23 protein-coding genes are annotated in these 23,941 nt (G+C 64.8%); 12 read left to right on the top strand and 11 right to left on the bottom strand.

The window, feature by feature from the left end; translation table 11 throughout:
• Positions 1–31: 31 nt before the first annotated feature.
• From AC4ELH_RS09385 to AC4ELH_RS09365, 5 genes are all read right to left on the bottom strand, one after another.
• The gene (locus tag AC4ELH_RS09385) at positions 32–1,228 is read right to left on the bottom strand and encodes a DUF1173 family protein (protein WP_409552734.1); all 1,197 of its coding nucleotides are present in this window, start codon (positions 1,226–1,228) and stop codon (positions 32–34) included.
• A gap of 1,065 nt (positions 1,229–2,293) precedes the next feature.
• On the bottom strand, positions 2,294–3,238 hold the full coding sequence (locus AC4ELH_RS09380; protein ID WP_409552733.1) for an alpha/beta fold hydrolase: 945 nt from the start codon (positions 3,236–3,238) through the stop codon (positions 2,294–2,296).
• Positions 3,235–3,705, bottom strand: a complete 471-nt coding sequence (locus AC4ELH_RS09375; RefSeq protein ID WP_498884207.1) for a hypothetical protein — start codon at positions 3,703–3,705, stop codon at positions 3,235–3,237. The genes AC4ELH_RS09380 and AC4ELH_RS09375 overlap by 4 nt, the downstream gene beginning before the upstream one ends.
• Before the next feature lie 38 nt (positions 3,706–3,743).
• Positions 3,744–4,196, bottom strand: coding sequence for a hypothetical protein (locus AC4ELH_RS09370; protein ID WP_409552731.1), 453 nt, complete (start codon positions 4,194–4,196; stop codon positions 3,744–3,746).
• On the bottom strand, positions 4,193–4,957 hold the full coding sequence (locus tag AC4ELH_RS09365) for a hypothetical protein (RefSeq protein ID WP_409552730.1): 765 nt from the start codon (positions 4,955–4,957) through the stop codon (positions 4,193–4,195). Before AC4ELH_RS09365 ends, AC4ELH_RS09370 begins: the two co-directional genes overlap by 4 nt.
• Positions 4,958–5,118: 161 nt before the next feature.
• On the opposite strand from AC4ELH_RS09365, the gene AC4ELH_RS09360 reads away from it, so the two are divergent.
• Positions 5,119–5,481, top strand: a complete 363-nt coding sequence (locus AC4ELH_RS09360; protein ID WP_409552729.1) for a hypothetical protein — start codon at positions 5,119–5,121, stop codon at positions 5,479–5,481.
• Positions 5,482–5,566: 85 nt separating this feature from the next.
• Positions 5,567–6,199 (top strand): hypothetical protein, encoded by a 633-nt coding sequence (locus tag AC4ELH_RS09355; protein WP_409552728.1) that lies wholly within the window; start codon positions 5,567–5,569, stop codon positions 6,197–6,199.
• A gap of 179 nt (positions 6,200–6,378) precedes the next feature.
• On the opposite strand, the gene AC4ELH_RS09350 is transcribed toward AC4ELH_RS09355, so the two are convergent.
• Positions 6,379–6,510, bottom strand: a complete 132-nt coding sequence (locus AC4ELH_RS09350) for a hypothetical protein (protein ID WP_255376478.1) — start codon at positions 6,508–6,510, stop codon at positions 6,379–6,381.
• Positions 6,511–6,615: 105 nt separating this feature from the next.
• On the opposite strand from AC4ELH_RS09350, the gene AC4ELH_RS09345 reads away from it, so the two are divergent.
• The 5 genes from AC4ELH_RS09345 to AC4ELH_RS09325 all read left to right on the top strand — a co-directional run bounded on the left by AC4ELH_RS09345 (position 6,616) and on the right by AC4ELH_RS09325 (position 12,260).
• On the top strand, positions 6,616–7,074 hold the full coding sequence (locus tag AC4ELH_RS09345) for a hypothetical protein (protein WP_064964392.1): 459 nt from the start codon (positions 6,616–6,618) through the stop codon (positions 7,072–7,074).
• 64 nt (positions 7,075–7,138) lie between these two features.
• Positions 7,139–8,395: a helix-turn-helix domain-containing protein gene (locus tag AC4ELH_RS09340; RefSeq protein ID WP_083209306.1), complete on the top strand. Its 1,257-nt coding sequence runs from the start codon at positions 7,139–7,141 to the stop codon at positions 8,393–8,395.
• Positions 8,396–8,417: 22 nt separating this feature from the next.
• Positions 8,418–9,623 carry a tyrosine-type recombinase/integrase gene (locus tag AC4ELH_RS09335; protein WP_064867386.1) on the top strand — a complete coding sequence of 402 codons (1,206 nt, stop codon included), beginning with the start codon at positions 8,418–8,420 and terminating at the stop codon, positions 9,621–9,623.
• A complete protein-coding gene (locus AC4ELH_RS09330) occupies positions 9,610–11,850 on the top strand; it encodes a tyrosine-type recombinase/integrase (RefSeq protein WP_083209307.1) in 2,241 nt (746 codons plus the stop codon). The genes AC4ELH_RS09335 and AC4ELH_RS09330 overlap by 14 nt, the downstream gene beginning before the upstream one ends.
• Positions 11,847–12,260 (top strand): DUF6262 family protein, encoded by a 414-nt coding sequence (locus tag AC4ELH_RS09325; protein ID WP_064867402.1) that lies wholly within the window; start codon positions 11,847–11,849, stop codon positions 12,258–12,260. The genes AC4ELH_RS09330 and AC4ELH_RS09325 overlap by 4 nt, the downstream gene beginning before the upstream one ends.
• Positions 12,261–12,481: 221 nt before the next feature.
• Here the strand turns inward: AC4ELH_RS09325 and AC4ELH_RS09320 are convergent, their stop codons facing one another.
• The gene (locus AC4ELH_RS09320; protein ID WP_064867400.1) at positions 12,482–13,174 is read right to left on the bottom strand and encodes a TetR/AcrR family transcriptional regulator; all 693 of its coding nucleotides are present in this window, start codon (positions 13,172–13,174) and stop codon (positions 12,482–12,484) included.
• Between the two features lie 205 nt (positions 13,175–13,379).
• On the opposite strand from AC4ELH_RS09320, the gene AC4ELH_RS09315 reads away from it, so the two are divergent.
• The 5 genes from AC4ELH_RS09315 to AC4ELH_RS09295 all read left to right on the top strand — a co-directional run bounded on the left by AC4ELH_RS09315 (position 13,380) and on the right by AC4ELH_RS09295 (position 18,936).
• The gene (locus AC4ELH_RS09315; protein WP_065512386.1) at positions 13,380–13,850 is read left to right on the top strand and encodes a PaaI family thioesterase; all 471 of its coding nucleotides are present in this window, start codon (positions 13,380–13,382) and stop codon (positions 13,848–13,850) included.
• Positions 13,847–14,536 (top strand): TetR/AcrR family transcriptional regulator, encoded by a 690-nt coding sequence (locus AC4ELH_RS09310; RefSeq protein WP_073909329.1) that lies wholly within the window; start codon positions 13,847–13,849, stop codon positions 14,534–14,536. The genes AC4ELH_RS09315 and AC4ELH_RS09310 overlap by 4 nt, the downstream gene beginning before the upstream one ends.
• A 74-nt stretch (positions 14,537–14,610) precedes the next feature.
• Positions 14,611–15,045, top strand: coding sequence for a DUF6188 family protein (locus AC4ELH_RS09305; protein ID WP_003887008.1), 435 nt, complete (start codon positions 14,611–14,613; stop codon positions 15,043–15,045).
• 167 nt (positions 15,046–15,212) lie between these two features.
• Positions 15,213–18,284 carry an MMPL/RND family transporter gene (locus AC4ELH_RS09300; RefSeq protein WP_110850456.1) on the top strand — a complete coding sequence of 1,024 codons (3,072 nt, stop codon included), beginning with the start codon at positions 15,213–15,215 and terminating at the stop codon, positions 18,282–18,284.
• Positions 18,285–18,651: 367 nt separating this feature from the next.
• Positions 18,652–18,936 carry a hypothetical protein gene (locus AC4ELH_RS09295; RefSeq protein ID WP_454231444.1) on the top strand — a complete coding sequence of 95 codons (285 nt, stop codon included), beginning with the start codon at positions 18,652–18,654 and terminating at the stop codon, positions 18,934–18,936.
• A gap of 61 nt (positions 18,937–18,997) precedes the next feature.
• Here the strand turns inward: AC4ELH_RS09295 and eccA are convergent, their stop codons facing one another.
• The 4 genes from eccA to mycP are packed head-to-tail and all read right to left on the bottom strand — an operon-like array spanning position 18,998 to position 23,805.
• Entirely contained in the window at positions 18,998–20,848 is a 1,851-nt protein-coding gene (eccA, locus tag AC4ELH_RS09290) for a type VII secretion AAA-ATPase EccA (protein ID WP_409552726.1), read from the bottom strand.
• Positions 20,845–22,224, bottom strand: a complete 1,380-nt coding sequence (eccE, locus tag AC4ELH_RS09285; RefSeq protein WP_498884200.1) for a type VII secretion protein EccE — start codon at positions 22,222–22,224, stop codon at positions 20,845–20,847. The genes eccA and eccE overlap by 4 nt, the downstream gene beginning before the upstream one ends.
• A gap of 25 nt (positions 22,225–22,249) precedes the next feature.
• Complete coding sequence (locus AC4ELH_RS09280) at positions 22,250–22,627, bottom strand: hypothetical protein (protein WP_409552724.1); 378 nt, start codon at positions 22,625–22,627, stop codon at positions 22,250–22,252.
• Complete coding sequence (gene mycP / locus AC4ELH_RS09275) at positions 22,624–23,805, bottom strand: type VII secretion-associated serine protease mycosin (protein ID WP_498884198.1); 1,182 nt, start codon at positions 23,803–23,805, stop codon at positions 22,624–22,626. Before mycP ends, AC4ELH_RS09280 begins: the two co-directional genes overlap by 4 nt.
• Positions 23,806–23,941 lie beyond the last annotated feature (136 nt).

Below are 23,941 nucleotides of genomic sequence, written 5' to 3'. Positions count from 1 at the left end.
TCTCCTTTCGGCTGGTGAGATGTGTCTTGAGTTAGAGCGGTGATGGCAGATCTGGCATGTCTGCGTCGGTGTTCCAGTTCCATACCGGCAGGCCGGCTATCGAGTCGTCACCTTCGGCCTCTCCGGTAGGCCGGTCGATGAACGCTGCGATGGCCGGAGCGGTGTCGGTGAAGACCAGGGAAGCCATCGGGGTGCAGCTGCCGTTGTACGACAACACCTTCCGGAAGGAACGCTGATCCTCGATCGCAACGTTCAGCAGCGCACGGTCAGCGTCGCCGGTGAACGGCAACCAGTTGCGATCAGTTGTCATCAGCGACAACTCTTCGACGTCGGCATAGCCAGCCCGTGAGACAGAGAAGGTGCAGATCGCTAACAGCCGGACATCTCCCTCATCGGCCATCTGCCACAGCTCAAGCTCGGTGGCGAACCGCTTGGTGAGCTTGCGATGCAGGTCCGCATCCAGGAACCAGGGGTGCCCGGGCTGGTGCCTGATCTGAACCTTGAACCCGTGACTCGCCGGCTCGATACCTTTCACCTCACCCACGCCGATCAACAGTTTCGCGGCTTTCCCCGGCTGATGACGAGCTGGAGCCCATGCCCTAATCCGACGCTGCTCGATCTCAGACTTCCGGTCGATCGAGAACGGCTCGGGCACAAACAGAGACGGTCCGAGCGGGTTCTTGCGCACAAGCTTGCCGTCCACGGCGGCCCGCAGCCGCTGGTAGACAACTGCCCATGAGCGATGTCCTGTAAAGGCCGCGTGCCAGGTCGTCAGTTCCGCTTCGTCCCACAGGTAGTGCAAGACCGCACGAAGGGACAATTTGTTGCCGTTGGTCTGGATTGTGCTCGATGGTGAGCCCGAGGGTTCTGGGGCTGAACGATTGCCGGACTTCGACAGTGAAAAGCCCAGCCTGAGCGCCGTTGTGCCATCGCCAGGGTTGTCGACGATAGATTTCTCAGCAACGGCTCCGTAGCCCGAAAGTTCTTCGGGAGGAAGCCAAGAGCGGCACCGATAGTCATGTGCGGCCGCCGTTCCGGGCATCCGCTTGACTATGAGCTGACCACCGGCGGCGGCAATATACATTTCCACGCCTTGGGACTGACACATGCACAATGGCCGCAGTCGCGCAGCTCTCGCGCGACCAAGAACCTGCTGAGCCTCCGGAGTGTGCACATCATCAACCAGGTCGCCGTCGACATAGAACGGGCTCGATACTGTGGTCGTCATCGCGTCGGCTCTCCCGACTCGATGTGCTGCTCCAGGTCTGTGGTTGGTCGGGCGATGGTCGTCGCGCGTGTCAGCCTGGCCATCACGATTTCGCAGCCTGAGATAGACGCGCTCGTAGCTTTTCTCGCGCGGCCAGACCGGCACGTGCTGGTATCACGTGCTGGTATCAGTTGGAGACCTAAGCCACGTCCCTCGGCCACGATGTGCCTCAACGAGGCAATCGGAGACCCGCTCGGGCAGTTGATCGGTGCGCGGCCCTTCGAGTTCCTGTGCGGACCCGGCGGCCGTGTCTGGCCGATACGCGACTGCTGTGACAGCGCCGTCGGTGCCGGTGATTCGTGAAACGACTTGGCAATCCGGACGGCCAAGGCATCCATTGCGCACTCAGCGACGCCTGCGGTGGCCTTGCCCCGCCACGTCGGCCACGGCCAAGCGTCGACGTGTGGCTGCACGTCGAGCGGCCATTCGAACCGCCATCTGACCGGCATGAGGCGCTTGAGGGCCCAAGCCCTGCCGGCCGCCGGCTGCGCCGTGATCAGGATCCGTGTAGGCCCCGACACAGGTGTCAATCCTTGATCGGTCATCGGCTCTTCCCCTTTTCATCTTCGTGTGACACCGGATCCGGTGAGTTGCCTTCTTGTGCAGACGCGTTCACTTCGAGTTGGTGGCGCGGGTGTGCCTCGTTAGCTCCCACTGCGCTCCTGACGGCAAGAACCGCCGACAAACCCAGTCCCGCTGTGAAGATCGCGACCAAGGCGATGGCGGTGGCATGGCGCCGCGCGCGTCCCAACCGGCCTAGCCCGGCCGGTTGCGATCGGTGGATAGCGTCGGAGCTGGCCGTTCTCACCGGTGTCGGCCTGCAGATCTTCCACCATGCAGGCGCTTTGTTGCGACCGCAGGCTGGGCATCGACAGCCCACCTCAGCGAGCGAATCGATGCGGCAGTATCCACACGGCCAAGGACCGGGAGTGGCGACCGCCACATCAGATGGACGTCGCCCCACAGCAATCGGTCCCAACCCGGCCTCACCGACAGTCCCGCGGTCGTGCCGACAAGTGTGTGCCCTCATGCAGGTGCTCCGATCGATTCCGCATCGGTGATGGTGCGAAGGATTGCACCGGTGACAATGCCGGCAGCCTCCTGAAGCAGCATGTGCCCGGCGTCGGGCAGATGCAGATGAGTGGCATTGGGAATGAGTGCTGCCATATGTTCGGAATGTGCCGGCGGGGTGAGGATGTCTCTTCCGCCGCTAATCACGGTCGTTCTCGCCGATATCGACGGCAGAATCGTGCGTTGGTCGAAAACCTTCAGCGCTTGCAAGAAGCCAAGCGAAGTCCTCATCGGCGTGCGGCCTAACGCATCGGCGAGCGACTTGGTCACCGACGCGTCGCGGGTGACAAGGCTGCACAGCGGCTGGGCCAGTGCACGTACAGCGCGCTCACCCAGCGCCCGAGGCGCGTGGGTGGCTACCTCGATCAAGGCACCCAACCCGGGAGCATCTAGGAGGCGGCCCAGACCGCATTCGGTGAGCCCGCCAGCCGATGTTCCCACGAGCACAAGTGCGTTCGGACGCACGGGCTGATCGTTGAGCGATCGCGCCAGATAGCTTAAGGCCGACATGCCCCCCATGCTGTGGCCAGCAATGGTCAGTGGCCCAACCACATTCAACGCGGTGAGAAGTTCAGCGAGGTCCTGGCCCAGCCTCTGTGGGGTATACGTCGCCAGTGCCGCACTGCTGGATTGGCCGTGCCCGCGATGGTCGTACGCGATGACCCGCACACCTGGTTGACACAACCGTCGATACGTCAGGTACCAGGACCGACGTGACAGGCACAGGCCGTGCAGTAGGACAACGGTGTGGCCGATCGGGCCCGAGGGACGGTAGTCGGTCACCGCGATCTCAACCCCATCGCTGGTCATCAATGCACGCTTTGAGCTGTCCCGGGTCTGAACGCAGCGGCGCGGATCGGTTGCTGCGGGTGAGCGCAGCGTGCAGACGGCGGTGTTCATGCCAGATCCCCCTTGCAACTGTGCAGCCATGGAGCGATCGCCGAGTGCATCATCTCGGTGATCGAGTTTCGCTGGCGTGGTGCCAAATTGGCGAGCGGCAGCAAACGTTCGGGAAGCGCCGTGCCCTGGCTCCAAATATTGGCCGCCTGGCGCCAACCCGGCGCCGTCTCTGCCGCTTTGGTGCCGACGAGCGCGGTCGCCACCCAGTCCATGCCGTTGCTCTCGCCGCGCTGTCGTGTTGCCGCGTAGAGAAGCTGCGCCAACGGCTGAACGGCTAGACACGTCCACAGCTGGTGGGCATCCCCGCTCTGGCGCGGCAGATGATCGAGCAGCGCCTGAGCGATGCCGAGGGACTCGCTAGGTGTATGGACGTGTTGTGTCGGATCGTTGCCGAGCCTACGACGGACGCTCCACCGGTTCAGTTCGTGGCGTTGGTGTGCGTACCGCTGGCGGACTTGTTCGAACAACCTCACTGCGTATCCGGTGTTGTTGAAAGCCATTCCTATCAGCGCCTTTCCGGTCGTGGCGAGCGTTCGACAGCCGGCAGTTCCCACAGCGCTTCCAATTGAGCTGACTGTCGTTCGTCGTCCTCGCCGATGTTGCCGAGAAATGCCCAGTAGGCGGTTCGATCGCCCTGCTCACTGTCGAGGCGAATGATGGTGCCCAAGGCCTCCAGCGCCCGCAGGTGTGGATAGATACCCGCGCACGGTGCAGGTGCGGCCACAACGTAGACGACATTCCCGAACAGGTCGATCCCGCGGCATTCGACGATGGTTTGACCCTTAACCCGATCGCCAATGGCCGCGCCCACGCCCGGAGGAAGACAGATGTGGTGATTGCTCGGCCCCAACAATCGGTCGGCGAGTTCACGAGTGGACAGAGGCCGGGGCGCGTCACGTAATTCGGCGAGGATTTGGTCGCGGAATTGCTCGATGTCGGCCCGGGCGCGGCGGTTCATTGCGGACCTGCCGCTAGTTCGCGGGAGTCACAGGTTTGGGCAGGCCCCAGATCAGGAAACGCCGGCACGAGCCAACGGTTGAGACGATCGCGGGCAAGAACGGTTCGGTGCGCGAAGTGATCGGTGATCCATGGTCGCACGTTGGCGAAAAAGCCCTGGGCCGTGATGAGGAACGTGAGTGCTGCGTGCTGGGCGATGAGCGGAATGCCGGGAAGCGCACCGATCAGAAGTGCTTGCCCTATCAGCCACCAGATCAACGCGAAAAGTGCCATGGAGACGAAGAACTGGGTGGCTAGGCGGTCGGATCGCGACCTGTGCGAATCAAGGGCACGCAGCTCGATCTTGGCGGCGCGCAGCAAGTCCAAGGACAACGGGGGCTGCAGTTGACAGGATGCCTCGACGCGCCTGAGCCAGTAATGCATTTCAGGGTCTGTCACATCCGCTGCGCACTTCCAGGGCCATCGGAGCCGCCACAACGCCTCGGGCAGCGGTGTTCGTACTTTCCCCATGGTTGTTGTCTCCCTAAGTGAACGACGAGCGGCCGGACGACGTTGGGTGGATTCAGGGGCCCTGTCCACCACGCTGAGGGCGCCGCCCAGGCCTGACGCCGTCTCCGCGGGCGTCGGTCGGGCGTAGGCCAGGCCACTGTTCGCGCGATCGCCTGAATTCAGAGGCGAGATTCTGAAGGCTGGGGCTGCGCGGTGGATCCGCAGCGGTATGTCCGTGGTCGCAATTAGGTTGCCACCCTGATCGATTGCCACGCCACACCCCCTTGAGCGACTAGGTGGCCCACAGTGCCCGGGCTACGCATTCGCCGCGCCTACTATCGCTCGATTCTGACAGAAAAAAGCAATAGACTCAATACGTAAACACTAATGAGTCACCGCCCGGTGGCCGCGTTGTGAACGAAGAGGAGCGTGCCGTGATCGACCCCACGTCCGCCGAAGCTCTCGACGAAGCGCGTACCGATATCAGCGCTGCCCGCGACGCCGAGGCAGCCGGCGACGCGATGCACTGCCATCAATACGCACAGTCGGCAATTGATTCCGCGGCGACCACACTGCTCGACCCCGCGGCCACCGACCGCGAAGTTGTTGCCGCTCGGTACTACCTGCGGGAAGGGTTCAGCCTCAACGGCCAAGCAGATTCATGCGGCGTCGACAGCATCAACACCGAGCGTGAAGCCGACTCGTTGAGCGAGGAGGATCGCCAGTGGCTGGACAACTACCTGAGCCAGCGCAGCCATGACACCAACCGGAGCCACGACTTCAGCCACGGTCGGTGAGCGCTACGGGGGCTCTGGCCGACCAACCGTCAAATACTTCAGACGAGCGTCCGATACGTCAGACGTTTACGTGTACGCTGAAACCATGACAGCGACCAGCTACCCCGAACCCCGCACGCCACTTTCGGACGCCGCAACCGATGTCGGCAGACACCTAAGCCTCGAGGACGCCAACTGGCTGATCTTTGTGGCGGCCGGCTACATCGGTGCCCACCCCGAGTTATCGCCGCGCCAGACCAGCCTCGATGTAATCACCCTGTTCACCGGTGCCCGGCATGTCATCGACAACTATGTGCGGGCCCTGGTCGCAGTCGCCCGCCGCGACGGTGCAAGTTGGACCGCGGTCGGCAAAGCGCTCGGTGTTAGCAAACAAACCGCCTTTTCGCGTTACGGGTCGATGGTCGGTGAACGAGACGGCCAGGTCTTCCTCAACGACATCGTCCGAGATCGCGAAATCCCATTAATTCCAGTCGATTCAGCCAAACCTGAGCCCGAATTTGTTGCGGTGCCGGCCACCCCTGCTCAGTTGGTCACGATCGCGACGCACTTCGAGGGCACCGACGCAGCCAAACCAGAGAATCTGCCGCTGGTGGCGAATGCACTGATGGTCAACGCCCAGAAGCTGGCCGCCAACGAGGGCGCGGACTGGAGCGATCCGACCGCCGCCGCGAAGTACTTGGAGATTATGCTGGCGATGTTCGCTCCTGCGAGTGAGTGATCTCTGCTCTTATCAGGGGTCAAATTCTCAAATGTGGTCATAAAGGTGTGTTGAACTGCTATTTAACCTGCGCACACATGTAACCTATTAGGTCATGGGCAGCCAAAATTTCGCCGACTGCCGGCGGCGTGGCGCGACGTGGAGTGTGGGAAACCGGGGTAAATGTTTACCCCATGGAGCTACACGACGATCCTCAGCGGCTCGTGGAGGAACTCGTTCGCCAGCACGCCCAGGTTTTGGGCGAGGCGCACGGCGATCTGGCTGCGCGACATCCGGAAGTCCCGGATCGTTTTATCGATCAGGGCAGCCATGTCCGACCGATCACGGTGTCGTGCTCGGTTTTGGAAACGTTTCTGATGTCGCGGTTGCGGCGGCAGACTCCCAACTCGACTCTAAAAGTCAAGGCGGGCAACGGGATGGGGGTTCTTCTTGTCGACGAGAAGGGCTCACGGATTTATGTGCGCAAGCATCCGCGAAACCGGCGGACTGGTCAGCTGATCGACACTGTGCCGTTTGTGCCGGGTGGGGAGCAGTACAGCATCGAGGAGGTGTTGGGTCACCCGATCGGCGGGCAGGAGGGTATCGCCGAGCCCCAGGCGTATCGGGAATATCTGTTGTGGTGGCCGGACGGTCGCGGGTTTTTCGGTGGTGCGGTGCTGGCGGCGGGGCTGCTGCTCGACAATGTGGAGGTTTTGTACGGCCGGACGCCGTTGCCCCCGCCGATCATGGAGGACCGCTCGTTCAACGTTGGTCTCGGCGAGGTCGGTCGGGATGGGTCGTTGGGGACTCGGCGCCGCGACGACGACTTCGTCGACGTCGACGAGGACGCTGCGAGCGAGCAGGACGAGGAGGGCGGTCCGCCGAAATCGTCGTAGCCGTCGTGCACAGTGTTGGGTGCATGTGGGTTTCCCAACCCGGTGACGTTGAATTGAGCGCACGATGATTGAGGTTTTTGGTGCACGGGTCCGGCAGGCCCGGTTGTTGAGGCGGATGACGGCGCGGTCGGTGGTGGCGGCCACAGGCTGGAGTACGTCGCGACAGTCCCAGATTGAGAAGTCGCCGACGGTGCGGCTCAACGACGGCGATGTTGCGCGGATGGCGGGGTTGTTCCGGTTTCCTGCAGCGTTTTTCAGCTCGGAGCCGCAGACGCGGATCAGCGCGAACGAGTTGTTGTTTCGGGCGCCGAAGTCGATGACGGTGGGTGAGCAGGAGTTTTTGGCGACGTTCGCGTCGTTGGCTGGCGATTTCCTCGGTGAGCTCGACGGCCGATCGAAGCTGCCTCCGGTGAAGGTTCCGACGGTCAGTCCGGATGAGTTGGCGCACAGTTCGATTCCGGTGGCCGCGTCGCGTCTGCGTGAGGCGATGGGCCTGGAACCCGATGAGCCGCTTGATGATTTGATGTATGAGGCCGAGCGGCTGGGCGCTCCGGTGATTGTCCGGCGCCGGGTCGCCGGTGATTGGGAAAGCGAGTTCGCCGCGACCGGTGGGCGCTCTCGTGATGAGCGGCATTTGGGGTATTCCAGTTGGGTGGGCCGGTTGCGGGACCGCCCATTGTTGGTGCTACGGGATAGCGACTCGTGGGAGCGGACCCGGTTCACGGTCGCCCATGAGCTCGGTCATTTGGTGTTGCACAGTCACGCCTATTGCTCGGTCAGTGCCGCCGATGAGTTGGAGGCCAACCGGTTCGCGACCGAGTTGTTGGCCCCGGCAGGGGTTATCGCCGGTGAGTTGCCGCGGGTGTTGTCGCTGTTGAATCTGCGTCCGCTCAAAGACAAGTGGGGCCTGTCGTTGGGGTCGTTGATCATGCATCTGCGGGATTCGGGGCTGATCGCGCCGGACCGGGCGAAAATGTTGACCACCCAGCTGCATTCGCGGATCAACCCGGCCACCGGGCATACGTGGGGTATGACGGAACCGGGGTGGGCCGACCGCGTCCCGGAGCGGCCGCGGCTGCTGCGCAAGTGGGTGGAGCGCTGTTACGGCGGCGCGTCGGTGCGGATGCTGAGCGCCCGGGAATCGATGATCTATCCCGCTGATGTGCTGGATTGGTTTTTGGCCACGCAGCGACCGGCGCCGGCGGCCGAGCATAGGCCGGTCGCGGCCAGTGTCGGCCATGGCCGCACCCCGGCCCCACCCGCTGCCGGTGGCTCCCAGGTGATCCGGTTGGACGATTTCCGCAACGGCAGGCCATCGTGAATATGGTGGGGTGCTACTGACTGTGGCACAGGTGCAGCGGGTGCGTTTTGTGGACCGACCACCCACCTACACGGTGGTCGGCGCCGACAAATTGCCCGTGGCCCCGGCGCGCGAGTACCTGACGTTTCTGCGTAACCAAGGGAGCTCGCCGAACACGTTGCGCGCCTATGCCTATGGGCTGGCGGCGTGGTGGACGGTGCTGGAAGGTACCGGTACGGCGTGGGATGATTTCCCCACCAGTCTGTTCGGCCAGTTCCTGGCCTATCTGCGTACCGGGGATCTGCCCGGGGTGGCCCGTATCGGTGAACCAAAGCAGAGATTGGCCGAGTCGTCGCTGCTGCCGCGCAGCGCGGCGGTGTTGTCGATGTACCGGTATTTCGCCGATGCCCATGACCTGGTGCGCCCCTACCGGCGGTTGTACGCCAGTCATGCTCGGACGTCCCGGCGGGGCCGCTATGCACCGTTTCTGGCCGGGGTCGGCCCGAGACGCGAACAGGACGGGCCGATTCACCGGCTGCGCGGGCTGCAGCGCGCTGAAACACCGGTGCTGCTGCCCGTGCAGGTCAACGCGATCTTGGATGCGTGCAGTGTCCAGACAGTCTCGGGTGAATGGTCGGGCGGCGGGGCGGGGCTGCGTGATCGGTTGTTTCTCGCGGTGCTGGCCGAAACCGGCATGCGCATCGGTGAAGCGTTGTCGTTGCGCCACCATGACTTTGATATCGCCGGTGGTGGTACCCCGTCGATACTGGTGGCGGGCCGTGATGATCATCCGCACGGGGTGCGCGCGAAATCGGGCCCGCGCCGGATCTACATCGGCGACGATCTGGTCGCCCTCTACACCGAGTATGTGTGGCAGCTGGTGGCCGCCGGCGCGGATATCGCGGTCGGCGACCTGGCGTCGTGTTTCGTGTTCGTCAACCTGGTGCGCGGCGTGCGCTACGCCCCGCTGCGACCGGAAACCCTCTACGACAAGGTCGATCTGATCACCGCCCGCCGCGCCGATGTGCTGCCTGAGCAGTGGACGCCGCACTGGCTGCGCCACACCCACGCCACCGCGCTGTTGCTGGCCGGGGTGGATGTGCATGTGGTGATGCGCCGTCTCGGGCACGCCGACGTGCAGACCACGTTGTCGACCTACGGCTGGGTGACCGCCGACGCGCAGATGCGCACGCTGGCCGAATGGAAGAACTATGTCGCCGGGTGGAAGGTGAACCGTGACGGCCAATGACAGTCCTGCACCGGCACACACAGCGCCCACCCATCGTGGCGGCGAGGATCGGTGGACGCAGCAGTGGCAACAGGTACCCGCGCACTGGCGCAACCTGGTCTATCACCTGGATACCGCCCCGGCCAATACGGTCTTCCAGCACAACCCGCGCTACCGGCCCACCCCGGACGGCCACGACTTCACCCCACACGGTGTGCCGCAACGGTTCTGCGACGAGCTCGCGTGGTGGGTGTGGCTGTGCGGACACGAAGAATGTCGCAAGATCGAACCGTCGCTGCTGAAATGGACCAGCGGCGCACTCAGTATCGCCGCCACCGACTACCACCAACGGCACCGGCGTCACCCGGCCAGTATTGCTGATCTGAGCGCCGAGGCCATCGTGCGCCACGGGGTGCGCGAGTTCGAGCGCCGCACCGGTCGGCTGCCCTCGGCTGGGTTTCGGCGCAACGTGGCCAGTTTCATCGAGCACCTGCACCTGTATGTGTCGGTCCGCTGCACCGACCGGTCATGGTGGTCTCATGACATCTGGGATCTAGACGCTGATCCCAGAATCCCGCAGCGTGAGCACGAACCCTGCCACGACCAGGTTGCCCGTCTCGGCGGGATCGAACCGGCCTGGCTGCGTGAAGGGGTGCGGTTCTGGCTGCGCACCTGTTTGACGGCTGAACTGCTGCGCTGGTCGTCGGTGATCGGCCGCACCCGCGGCATCACCCGCCACCTGGGCCCGTTCTTGGCTGAACGTGGGATCGATGATCCGGTGATCAGCACCGACCGGGCGGCGCTGCGGCTGTTGTTCACCGAGTTCACCGAGTACCTCAAATCACCGGCCGCGCGGGCCAAACCGGAGCGTCCGCTGTCGGCTGCGACGATCGCGGTCGTCCAGTCCAAGATCCAGATGTTCTACACGTTCATGGTGGACCATGCCGAGGAAGCCGCCGCGGCGACCGGGGATCCTCGCTGGAGCCGGTTGACCGACACCCATACCCGGTTGTGGGGTGCGGCGTTTCGCAGCCGACGCCGCAGCGGCGGCCGGGAGCTGACCTGGTTTTCGACCGCCGAACTGCAGCGGATGCTGTGCTATCTCGACGTGCTGGCCGCCGACGCGGGCAAACCGGTGGTCATCACCCACCCCGATTCCACCATCTCGGTCGTGTCCGGTCTCGGCGATCCGCAAGCGGCCCGGATCTGGCTGCTGCAAGCGTTGACCGGGCGCCGGGCCTCAGAGATTCTGATGCTCGACTTCGAGCCACTGCAACCGATCCCGGGCCACGACCGCCCCGCCGGAGCCACCGACGATCCCGACGGGTTCGTGGCCAAACTGCGCTACCAGCAGACCAAAGTCGACGGGGTGGTGCCCACCATCCTGGTCGAGCAGGCCGTGGTCAACGTGATCAGCGAACAACAAGACTGGATCCGGGCGCGCTACCCGCATTTGGACCCGAAATACCTGTTCCTGGGGGTGCGCTATCAGCACCAGGGTCAACGACCACGCAGCTATGACTCCTACAGCCGGATCCTCAATCGGCTCGACACCATCCACGGCCTCACCGACACCGCCGGCCATCCGCTGCGGTTCTCCCAGACTCACCGGCTGCGCCACACCCGGGCCACCGAGCTGCTCAACGACGGGGTGCCCATCCATGTGGTGCAGCGCTACCTCGGGCACGCCTCGCCGGCGATGACCCTGCGTTACGCGGCGACCCTGCAAGCGACGGCCGAAGCGGAGTTCCTGCGGCACAAAAAGATCGGCGCTCATGGCACCGACATCGCCATCAGCCCGTCTGACATCTACGACATGACCCAGCTCTCGGCGCGTACCGACCGGGTGCTGCCCAACGGGGTATGTCTGCTGCCGCCGGTGGCCAGCTGCGACAAGGGCAACGCCTGCTTGTCCTGTGGGCATTTCGCCACCGATGCCACCCACCTCGACGAACTGGTCGACCAACGCGCCAAGACCCTCAAGCTGATCGACATCCGCCGCGAGCAGTACCGTGCCCGCACCGGGCGCGAGCTCACCGACGACAACGTGTGGATCCACGAGCGTCGCCGCGAAATCGCCTCGCTGGATGCCATCCTCGACCGGTTCCGCCGCGACGACGTGACCGATGGCAGCGCGACCAGTGTCGCGGGAGCCGGTACCGCCAACCGGGCACCCACCATGCGCACCGCGACCCGGGGAAGCCACGAATCCGTGCTGCGCAAGGCCGACCCGGACACGCCGCGATGAGCCGACCCAAGCCGCCACCGCCCACCCAGAAGGCACTCGATGCGCTGGACCAATACCGCCGGGCCCGCAGCGATGAGAAGCGCCGCGACATCGAGAAGGCGATCGCCCACCTGCGCAAGACCAACGCCACCATCAACTTCTCCACCGTGTCCCGCCGCGCCAAGGTGTCCCGCAAAACCATCTACAAACACGACGACCTGGTGACCGTCATCGAGCAATACCGCGGCCGGCATACCGACCGACAACCGGCATCGACTGGCCGCGAAACCAGCATCCACGCCGCGCTGCGCCACAAACTCGCCGCCAAAGACAAAGAGATCGCCGCACTCAAAGCCACCGTCGCAGAACAACAATCAACCATCGAGCTGCTCTACGGCCAACTCGACACCCTGCACGAACAGACCCCCTGAGCCCGGTACGCCCCCCGAGGTGTGCTGCGGTCACGGCCTGGCCCGCCGTGACGGAGGCCTTCCCGGCCTCCTGGCCAACTCGTGAGTGCCCGCCCGTGCCCGTCGGCCCGATTGCCAGGTCATCGACAAGATTTGGCCCGGCGGGCTGTGGTGGGGAGATCTTTCCAGGGCGTGTCGGTGTCTGCCGATCGGTTGGTCGCTGAACCGGCGGCGGACCGGCGTTAGTCGGCGGTGACCGGCACACCGTTGTCGCCGGGCGGTGTGGGTGCGGTGGGGGTGGTTTTGCGCTGATGAGCGGTGAGGAAGTCGTCGACGATGCGGGTGGTGTCGTCGGGGGTCATGGTGTGCAGTCCGGTCATCCGGGCGAAGGCGAGCGGCCCGATGAGTTGACACAACGCGAGGTTCACGTCGAAGTCGTCGAGTTCGGCGCGGGCTTCTGCGCTTTGCAGGATGGCGTCGAAGGGTTGTCGGTATTGGTCGACGACGCGTGCGCGCAGCGTGCCGGCCGCGTGTTCACCGCCGGTGTGGTCGGTGGTTGCGGTCGGCCCGAGGGACAGCCAGGCCAGCATGGTGACGTGTAGCGGGGCGTCGGCGAACAGCGCCGCCTGACGGGTGAGCAGTTCGATGAGGCGTTCGCGCACAGTCCCGCCGGCCGGTGCCGGCGGGGTGACTTGGGGTAGCAGCCGTTCGAAGGTGGCCGCCAACAAGTGCGACGAACTGCCGAAGTGGCGGTAGAGGGTGGTTCGGGCCACCTTGGAGGCTTTGGTGACCGCCTCGACGGTGACGGCCTCGACACCACCGGTGCTGAGCAGCGCGGCCGCGGCGTCCAATAAGCGATTGCGGGACCGGGTGCGGCGGGGGTCGATATCGTCGTCGTCTTCGTCGTGGACTCGATCCGGCTGGCTGCTGCTCACACTCACTCTCCTCGCCGCTTCCCCCCTTTTATGGCCAACGGTTCCCGCCCGCCCGACACTTATGGTACCAACAGTAGCGTAGCGAAACTGGTCGTACTGGAGGTATCGGGTGTCCGAACACGTGCCGTGTCGGGATGAGGTACCCGACGGTGACCGTGGGGTGGGGTCACCCGCGGAACGGTTGCCCGCCCACACCCCGCACTGTATGGGCTGCGGCCCGGACAACCCCCACGGCCTGCAGCTGGTGGTGTACCGCTGCGGCGAGCAGGTGTATGCCGATGCGACCTTCGACGAACGCCACATCGGGGCGCCGGGATTGGCGCACGGCGGCGCGGTGGCGGCCGCCTGCGATGACGTGCTGGGCTTCACGTTGTGGATCGCCGGCACCCCGGCGGTGACGCGCAGTCTGACCGTCGAGTATCTGCTGCCGGTGCCACTGCACCAACCGCACCGGATCACCGCGCACATCACCGAGCGCAACGGCCGCGCCCTGCATGTCCGCGCGACAGGCACCGGCACCGACGGCGTCACCCGGTTCACCGCGAGCGCGGTGTTCGTCGTGGTGAGCACCGAGCACTTCGCCGCCCACGGTGATCTGGCGGCCTTCGATGGCCTGCTGGAACGGTTCACCCGCACCAACCGGGCCCACGCCGATCCGCACGACCCGGCACCGTGACCGCGACCGACACCGGCGCCCAACCCAAAAGCCAACAATCCCCGTCGGAGTCGCCGCCGGTGGCACCACACCCGACCGCGCCGCCACACCCGACCGCGTCGCCGCGTCCGCGCACGCCGACGCGTCACCGAGAGGCGATTCTGGATGCGGCGCTGGCGGTGGCCGCCGCGGGCGGGTATGAGGCGGTGCGGATGCGCACGGTAGCCGAGCGGGCCGGTATCGCGGTCGGCACGCTCTACCGCTACTTCCCGTCCAAGACCCACCTGCTGGTCTCGGCGCTGGCCCGAGAATTCGGGCGGCTGCAGGCCGCCCAGGACTGGGCCGCCACCGGCACGACACCTCAGCAGCGCCTGGATCGGCTGACCGGGTATCTGCACGACCGCTGGCAGCGCGACATCCCTCTCACCGAGGCCATGACACGGGCATTCGTCGCTGCCGACAGCACCGCGGCCGCCGCCCTCGACGAGGCCTCCGCGGTCATCGAGCGCCTGCTCGCCCACACCCTCGGCGGCGACACGCCCGGGCCGCTCGATCAGCCGGTCGCCGAGCTCCTCGCCGACATCTGGCTGGCGAACCTGACCGCCTTCATCGGCCGGCGGGCCTCGGCGGCCCAGACCCGTGACCGCATCGATCGGGCCAGCCGGCGCATCGTGGATCGCCTGGCCTCCCTCACCCCCAACAGTTAACGATACTAATAGTATCGCAGCGATACTTACCGTACCCTTCAGATGCGACCCAAAGACGTGTCGAAGGAGGCGCCATGTTCACCCAATGGATCGAAGACTGCGTCGTGCAACGCGTGTCGCTGCGCGACGGGTTGGTGTTGGACCTCGATGGCTACAGCGAGCTGGTGATTTCGCGTCCCCTGCGGCTGACGCTGCCGCCCGTCGGGGACTTTCCGGCCGAACAAGTGCTCATCGACCCCAACCGGGTCGCGGTGCACGAACGCCCGCTGCTCGACCTGGCCGGCGCGGTGTGCACGCACGCCCGATACGGCGATGACGGCGCGTTGCACCTGGGTTTTTCCCGCGGGCACCGCATCGATGTCGAGGCCGACGCGCACGCCACCGCCTGGGAGCTCTACGGCAAACGCCACGGATACATGGCCTGCCTGCCGCGTGGCCGGGTCCGGGTGGTCCGCCACGACATCCCCGACGCCGACGACACCGACGCCGGCGTCGGCGCAGGTCACTAGCGGCCCCCATACGCGCCGCGCGGCCCCGGCGGACGCGCAGCGCGGCCCCGGCGGACGCGCAGCGCGAACCACGGTGGTACTGCTAGTAGCGTAGCGATACTGATAGTTCCTTTTCTTGGGTGGAGGGTGTAGTGACCGACAGCGATCCGGATGGTTCGGGCACCGCGATGAATGCTCGGCGGCGATACCGCCGTGCGGCCGAACCGGCGGATTCCAGCGAGTACAGCGCGCGGCTGGCGGCGCTGGCGAGGTTCACGGTGAGGCACAAGACGCTGGTGATCGGAGCCTGGCTCGGCGTCGCGGTGATGCTGGCACTGCTGTTTCCCCAATTGGAAACCGTGGTGCGCCAGCAATCGGCGGAGCTGCTCCCCCATGATGTGCCGTCGTTTCAGACAGTGGACCGGATGAGCGCGGCGTTCGGCGAACAAGGTTCCAAGACCATGGTGTTCGTCGCGATGGAAGACCCCGCCGGGCTGACCCCCGCGACGCGGGAGCGCTACGAGGACCTGGTGGCGCGGCTACGCGGCGACACCGCCCACGTCTTGCTGGTTCAGGACCTGCTGGCCGACCCGATCACCGCGACGCAGGCGGTCAGCACCGACCGCAAGGCCTGGTTTCTGCCGGTCGGGGTGGCCGGCACCCTGGGCGATCCCGCCGCCGCCGAATCCGTGCAAGCGGTGCGCGACATCGCCGCCGACGTGTTCGCCGGCACGTCGACCACCGCGTACGTCACCGGCCCGCCCGCCACGTTCAGCGACCAGATCGCGGCCGCCGAACACGACCTGGTGCTGATTTCGATCGCCACCGCCGGCCTGATCGCGGTGATCCTGCTCATCGTGTACCGCTCGGTGTTCACCGCGCTGCTGCCGCTGCTGGTGATCGCGGTGAGCCTGGTCGTCGGGCGCGGTGTGCTCTCGGCCCTGGGCCAGCTGGGAATGCCGGTCTCGCAATTCACCGTGGCGTTCATGACCGCGATCCTGCTGGGAGCCGGCACCGACTACACGGTGTTTCTGATCAGCCGCTACCACGAGCAGCGCCGCGCACAGGTGCCGCCCGAACAGGCCATCGTGCACGCCACCGCCAGCATCGGCCGGGTCATCCTGGCCTCGGCGGCCACCGTCGCCTTCGCCTTCCTGGCCATGGTGTTCGCTCAACTGAGCGTGTTCGCCGCCCTCGGCCCGGCCTGCGCGGTGGCCGTCATGTTCGGATTCCTGGCCACCGTAACGCTGCTGCCACCGGTGCTGGCGCTGGCCGCCCGACGCGGCATCGGCGACCCCAAACCCGACCGCACCCGCCGCTACTGGAACCGCGTCGCGGTCGCGGTGGTCCGCCGACCCGTGCCCCTGCTGATCGCCAGCCTGGTCATCCTGCTGACCCTGGCCGCGGCCACCACCACGATGAAGATCAGCTACGACGACCGCAAAGGCCAGCCCGCCACCACCGCCAGCAACCAGGGCTACCAACTCCTCGACCGCCGCTTCCCCAAAGACATCGTCATCACCGAATTCCTCGTCGTGGAAAACCCCACCGACATGCGCACCGCAAAAGGGCTCGCCGACCTCGACGAAATGGCCTCCCGCGTCTCCCAGATCCCCGGCGTCACCACAGTGTCCGGCGTCACCCGCCCCACCGGAGCCCGCCTCGAACAAGCCCAACTCTCCTGGCAGAACGGCCAGATCGGCGACAAGATGGCCGGCGCCGTCGCCGACGGCAACGCCAGAAAAGACGACCTCACCAAGCTCACCAGCGGCGCCGACCAACTCGCCGGCGGCCTGGCCCAACTCGACACCACCCTGCGCACCGCCCTGACCCCCCTCACCGCGACACTGACCCAAGCCCAGTCCGCCGGCACCCAGATTCAACAGTTCCGGCCCCTGCTGCAACAACTTTCGGCCACCGCCCCCGCCGTCGACCGCGCCATCCAATCCGGTCCCGGGCTGCGACCCCTGGCCGAACAAGCCCAACACGCCATCGCCGTCCTCGACCCCCTCACCGGCGCCCTCAACACCTCCCCGTGGTGTGCCACCACACCCCAATGCGCCCAGATCCGCGACCAAGTCCAGACATTGGTGAGCTTGCGCGACAGCGGATTGTTCACCCAGATCGCCGAACTCGGCGATCGCTACAACCCCGACACCAACGCCACCGTCGCCGGAACCCTGGCCACCGTGCACACCGCGGTCACCTCCCTCGACAAAGCCTTCGCAACCCTCGGAGACCCCGCCGACCTCGCCGGCAACATCCGACGCCTCCAAGACGGCATCGGCCAACTCGCCTCAGGCGCCCAAGCACTGGCCACCGGCGTCCACGCACTGGCCGACTCCAACATCGAAATGCTGTCCGGGATGAGCCAGATCGCCACCCAACTCCAAAACGCCGCCCGCGCCACCGCCAACTCGGACTCCTCCAGCGGCTTCTACCTGCCCGCCAACACCTTCCAAAACCGCCAATTCACCGATATGGCAAAACAATTCCTCTCCCCAGACGGAAAAACAGCACGCTTTGCCATCGAAACCAGCCACGACCCCTACAGCGCCGAAGCAACCCGCCTCGCACACGAAATCACCGACGTCGCCAACGCCGCACGCCCCAACACCTCACTGCACCAAGCCACCGTCTCCGTTGCCGGGTTCCCCGCCGTCAACTCCGACATCCAACGACTGCTGCGAGCCGACTTCACCCAACTCGCCCTCGCCACATTGCTCATCGTCGGACTCATCCTCGTCCTACTACTGCGCGCCCTGCTCGCCCCGCTCTACCTGCTCGGCACCGTCGTGCTCAACTACCTGGCCTCACTGGGCATCGGCGTCCTCATCTTCCAATGGGGACTCGGACACGAAATCGCCTGGCCAGTACCACTACTCGCGTTCATCATCCTGGTCGCAGTCGGCGCCGACTACAACATGCTGCTCGTCTCACGACTACGCGAAGAATCAGGACACAACATCCGCGTCGGCGTACTGCGCACCGTCGCCAACACCGGCTCCGTCATCACCTCAGCCGGCCTCATCTTCGCCGCCAGCATGTTCGGCCTCATGGTCGGCTCAGTGGCCATCATGATCCAAGCCGGCCTCATCATCGGCTGCGGACTCCTACTCGACACCTTCCTCGTGCGCACCCTCACCGTCCCCGCCATCGCCACACTCCTACGCGAAGCCAGCTGGTGGCCCCAACGCGCCACCCACCGCCCAACAACCACCAGCCACTCCACACCACCACAACTAGCCACCCGCCAATAAAAACCAACACCCGCACCCACCCCCAACAAGTCACCGCACCCGTCACCGACGGCAGCCCGCCATGATGGCGGCGACGAAGCGACGGGCTCCCGAACCATCGCGCCAGCCAGACCGCACCAACCAACCCCTAACCGGAAACACCGGCAGCCCAGCCTGTTACCCATCACGCCAAGCCAGGCCAACTCGCCTCAGCGGGAACAACAGTGAACATCAGAATCTGACCCCAGATAATTGCGCCTCGTACCCCACCTCACCGATCGCGCCACGTCACGGTGCCGCACATGACACACATCGAACCGAAGGGCCGGTCCCTTCCACGCCGGTGAACCGGCATCGTCCACGCCGCCCACGGAAAGACGGCGCCGCTGTGCGCTACCTCGACCTGTGGCGCCGCGAAGTCGAGTACGCCGAATGCCTTCACCGCTCGGCACGCCCGGTCTATACCGGCCCCACCGGCTGCCCGTGCTGTGACGGCGAGATCTGGGGCGACTCCCGCGACCGACTGGAGGCGCTCGTCCGACGGCGCGGTAAGCACGCCCACCGACTCCGTGTCGAGGTGCAGCGCCTCGACGAACGCTTTCGTGCGGTCACGGTGGAGCGAGGCGCGTGGGCCTCTGCCCCGTGGTGGCGCCGACGCGAGCCGTGGGACTGACCTGTCCGCGGGTGAAACTCCCTCCCTTGCGGCCCATGTGGACAATGGGAGCGGACATGGACTACCGAGGCCGGGTAGCTTCAATCAAAGCGGCAGCATCAATCTTGCCCGGTGCCATGGTCGATAGCACGGTGCGCAGTGCAGCGCTGACGTCTTTCTCGACCAACGTCGTGATCGCCTCGTCGATCGCGCTGCCATCGAGACCGTCAACTTCATCGGCGATCCGGTGCATCTGCTCTTCGAACGACGCTTCGACCACGTTGCGAATGAACCGGCCATTGCCCAGCACATCGAGAAACCTGCGCCGCACTTCGTCGGGGCCTAAAGCGCCACTGTCTTCTTGGGCGGAGATGACTCTGCGAATCTCCTTGTCATCGTCGCCACCGACCACCACGTCGAGCAGGGTTAGCGCGTTGCAGACACGCTCGAGAGTGTCGATGCCAGCAGGCACGATCGTGGAGTCCTTTGCGCCGGCGATCGCAGCGGCGATCCCTGCCAGCTCGGCCGGATTGTAGGACTGGAATCGAAGGCGCCGGGGGAAACGCCCCAGTAGACCCTCATTCGCCGTCAGGAAGCGATCGATCTCGTTTTCGTAGCCGGCGATGATGACCATCAGCCGGTCACGTTCGTCCTCCATGCGCGCCAGCAGCGTGTCCACAGCTTCGCGTCCGAAGGCGTCTCCGCCAGATAAGCCAGTCTGAATGAGCGCGTAGGCCTCATCGATGAACAGGACTCCGTCGAGGGCATCGTTAATCAGTTTGTTCGTTTTGATCGCGGTTGAGCCCAACGTCTCCCCCACGAAGTCTGCACGCTTTGCCTCGCGAAACTTGGTGGTCTTGAGAACGCCTAGGCCGCAATAAATGTTGGCTACAACTTGCGCGATAGTGGTTTTGCCGGTTCCTGGCGGCCCGCTGAAGATCAGGTGATGACTGCGCATGATGGGTTCGAAACCGCGCTCGACCCTGACCTTGTTTACCTTGACGTGCGACCGCAGCTTGTGGACCTGGTTTTTGACCTCGTCAAGGCCGATCTGCTTGGTCAAGGTGGCTTCAGCATCGGACAACAGTTTGGCCTGCCGTTCGGCCAGATCCATTTCCTGTGTGCGTTGGGTGGTGGAGTCCCAGGGATCTGAGCGCGTATCGATCACGGCCGCATCGGTGACTCGGAAGCCGTAGGTGCGATCTTCCAGCGCGGTTCTTGCCCCGGCGAAGTCGGGCCAGGCCACTCGGATCTCGGTGAGCAGCATCATTGCCTGTTCCTCTTGTCCCCGTGCTCGGGCGAGAAGGGCCAGGCAGAACTGTGCATCTCGATTAATGGGGTCAGGGTTGGCGGCTTCGTCGGAGGTGTTGGCGCGTTGAGCTGCGGCTGTGGCCCGGTCGAACAGACCGAGGTTGGCCGCCGCTTCTGCTTCGAGCAGGCTCGCAGCGCGCCGCAGCAGATTAATCATCCATCGTTCACAGCCTGTGAGGGCGGTGAGTACATCTGGCCATCGCTCGGTTCTGCGGTTAAGAACTGCTCGCACGTAGGCGACTTCAGGACGGTCTTGCACGGTGTTGAGGTGACTGTGGGCTGCCTCGTACTTGCCTGCGTTGATGAGCGCAGCGGCGTAGGCGGCCTGGGCTGAGACGGGGTCGACGATGTCGAGACGAAGCGCTTCTACATCCAGGCTTGCGCCGAGTTCTCGCGGCGCTTTGCCTAGGTGGCGCAGATGGGCGCCAAGGTTGCGCGAATGTGTCGACAGGGCCTTGAGGGTTTCTAGCGAGTGATCGCCGGCGGCGACTCGACCAAGCAGCGCATCGGCCATCGTGGGGTCGGTTCCCAATGCGATGCTGAACACCTGCAGTGCTTTTCGCGGGGATGTGGGCAGTGCTTTGACGGCCGCGGCCAGTGCTTCTCTACCGCGATCGCTCATCGAGTCTTCCCTTTGAGTAGGTGACCCAGCACTTGGCTTTCGTTGCGGGGCCGCATGATTGTCAACATGATTTCTCGCCCGCCGGGCGTGCGCAGAACCATTTCGGTCGGTGATGTCTGGGTGATGACGATATCGGATATTGATGGATTCACTGAGTTGATGGTTACCAGGCCGTGGCCTCGTTCACCGCCGACCGCTTGCTGGTCGCGGCGGTCTTGGCGGTCAGACACGGTCAGCACTGCGTTTGTCTTCTGATCGCCGCCAGAGGTGAGTGTCAGTCGCTCATCGCAGATCGGCTCCCAGGACTCTGGCCTGTCGGTATCGACTGCGGCAACAGCGCCTGCGGCCGTGGCGCGAAGGAGAAGCCGTTGGGCCACTTCGATACTGGTATTGATTGCCACTCGGGTGAACTTGAGTGGGTCTAGCAGTGACATCAGCCAGGGCTGTCCCGATGGCGCCATACCGACGATGAACCCTGACGGGCCTACCGGAAGGATCAGGGTGCGCTTATCGCTGAGCCGTGCAACATGGTGAGCTGGCGTCGTTTGGATGCGGCGCGGCGCTAATGGCAATTGCAGTGAGCGGTGCCCGAGTGGAAGCATGGCCAATAGAGCTGACGATGTCTGCCCGTGGACAGGGTTCAGTTTGGATAGTGGTGGGTGCGGCACGGGTTTGGTGGTGTGTATCCGCACCAATGCCGCAGCCGAGATGGTGGCGTCGGCGTTGCGGGTGAGCCGAACTAGTGTCGCGGTGTGTGTGGAACGGATCGTCCACACATCGTTGAGCAGCCGACTGGTCAGGTCTGGACCGGCGATACGGTACGGCGTGACGTACTCGGTTCCCACTTGCAGATGCGACCAATGGGGCTGGTAGTCGTCCAGATCATGTCCGCCCAGCAGGATGCGTGTGGCAGCGTCGAGCTCATCAGAGCTGCAGGTGCTCGCCCTGCATCCAGCCCGCACCGCCGCCTGCCGGATGCGTTCTGTCGCTGTTGCGGTTGCCTCGCTTAGGTTTCCGCGGTAGGTCAAAGCGTCCAAGCATGCTTGCGGATTCAGTCGCAGCACCAACCAGGTTCGACGTTCTCCTACGGCTGGGCGGTCGCCGACGATCTGGTCGTAGCGCGGCGTGTAGTTGCCGTTCATAGGTGTCCGGGAGCCGATCGACAGCACATCGATCGAGTGCAGTTCCAGTCCGCCGAACTGGCGCATCAGCGAACACACCGCGTCAAGGGGCACGACGTCGGGGGTGTCGGCGCCGTCGGCGACGAGCACCGTGGGTGCAAAGGCACGGCCGTGCAGGGCGATCATGGTGATTGCGTACTTCGGGTTGCCGTTTGCGGTGAGTGCTGGCTGGGAACGGGTAAGGGTTTGGCTCACGAGCAGTCCTTGTCGGTGGGTGTGATCAATCCCAGCGCATTCCGATTGCGGCGGCGCCGATTATCTCGGCGCCGAACGCTTCTGGAACTACGGCCGGCTTCCGTCCGCGGCGGGTGTGAAACGCTCGCCACAGCCAACCCGCACTGGTCGCGCCGCGGTAGTTCAGTGTGGCGAGCACAATGATGGCGGCCACGGCGAGGGCAAGACCCCACCAGGGGACACCCGCAGCGGCCATCGCGGTGACAGTGACCCCGGCAATGACCTCGGCAATGATGATGTGTCGCAGGGGAAATCTGAACTGCCATCGTGGCAGTGCTTGTCCCGTGACTGTCTGTGATTCGGCGCGACGCGAGCGGCGGTGGTGCTGGGCGTCGCCCGGGGTGCTGATGAGTTCCTGGGTCATGACTGTTCCTTCCGGCGCACCAGCAGTACGACCGCCAGCGCAAGTAGTGACCCGCCCACCAGGACGCCGCTACCGATCAGTGCCACCGTCATCGGGCGGCGGTCCGGAGGTGGCGGTGGCGGCGCGACATGCAGCGGGCGTGACAGGTTCTCCTTGGGTTGAGGGTCTGCTTCGGGTACGTCGTAGTTGAGGGCAGCGACGGGGTTAATTGCCCCATATCCCACACGGTTATCGACTACTGCGGCTGGCGAGTGGGCTGTCTGCTTGATGCGGTCGATGACCTGATGGGCCGTCAGATTCGGATACTTTGCGCGGATCAGCGTCGCTAGCCCACTGACATAGGCAGCCGAGAAGCTAGTGCCGTTCATCGGTAGGAGTACGCCTTTTTCAGGGTTGAAGGTGGCGTTGATCAACTCGCCTTTTTCGTTGAAGCCTTGGATGGCCACCCCGGGAGCGGCCACGCCGATCCATGGGCCGAGCAGACTGATCTCGTTCTTTTGATCGTCGATGGCCGGTTGACCGGTGCCGTCGGTCGCCGACACCGACAAGACGTACTCGGAGAACCAGGCAGGCGTGGAGATGGTTACCACCCCGCGCCAATTCCGGTATTGCTCAGGATCGGCGGTGACCGCATCAATGTCGGGATTCTGGTTGCCGCAGTCCTTATTGCCTCGATTGCCCGCTGCGGCAACGATCACGACGTCTTTTTCTACCGCCGCGTAGCGGATCGCAGCGCCCAGCGTGGTTTGGTCGACCGGTTTAAGCACGGGAACGCAGGCGACAATGCTCATGTTGAGCACTTTGGCGCCAGAATCAGCCGCTCGGACAACTGCTTTGGCCAGATTGGCGACGGTGCCCGCGCGTCGATCGGAGTCGATGTCACCTGAGGTCGGGTTGGCGGGCACGAACGCATCCGAGGACTGCCGGATGGAGATGATCTCGGCGCCCGGTGCTACGCCGACGAAGCCGTCCGCCTCTGAGGGTGCACCGCCGATGATGCTGGCGATGATGGTGCCGTGGGAGTCACAGTCGCGCAGGCCATCTGAGTTTTCCTCGATGTAATCTCCGCCTCCGCGCAGGTGGGGCAGGCGCGGCCCTGGCGATATCCCGGTATCGATCACCGCTACCGACTGGCCCTCGCCTTTGCCTGCCGACTTCCACAACTCCGGCAGATTCATGAAGGCCTGGGATGGTCCGGGGGCGCCGAGATCGCTGTTGGGCAATACTCCTGTGACCGCGCAGCCGTGCGCCATTCGTAGTGGTTCGCCGGGCCTGGCTTCGGTGTCGGTCGGTACCGCTGCCGGATCGATTGTC

Source organism: Mycobacterium shunyiense (genome assembly GCF_058270075.1).
This window is presented reverse-complemented; position numbering and strand designations above follow the sequence as displayed.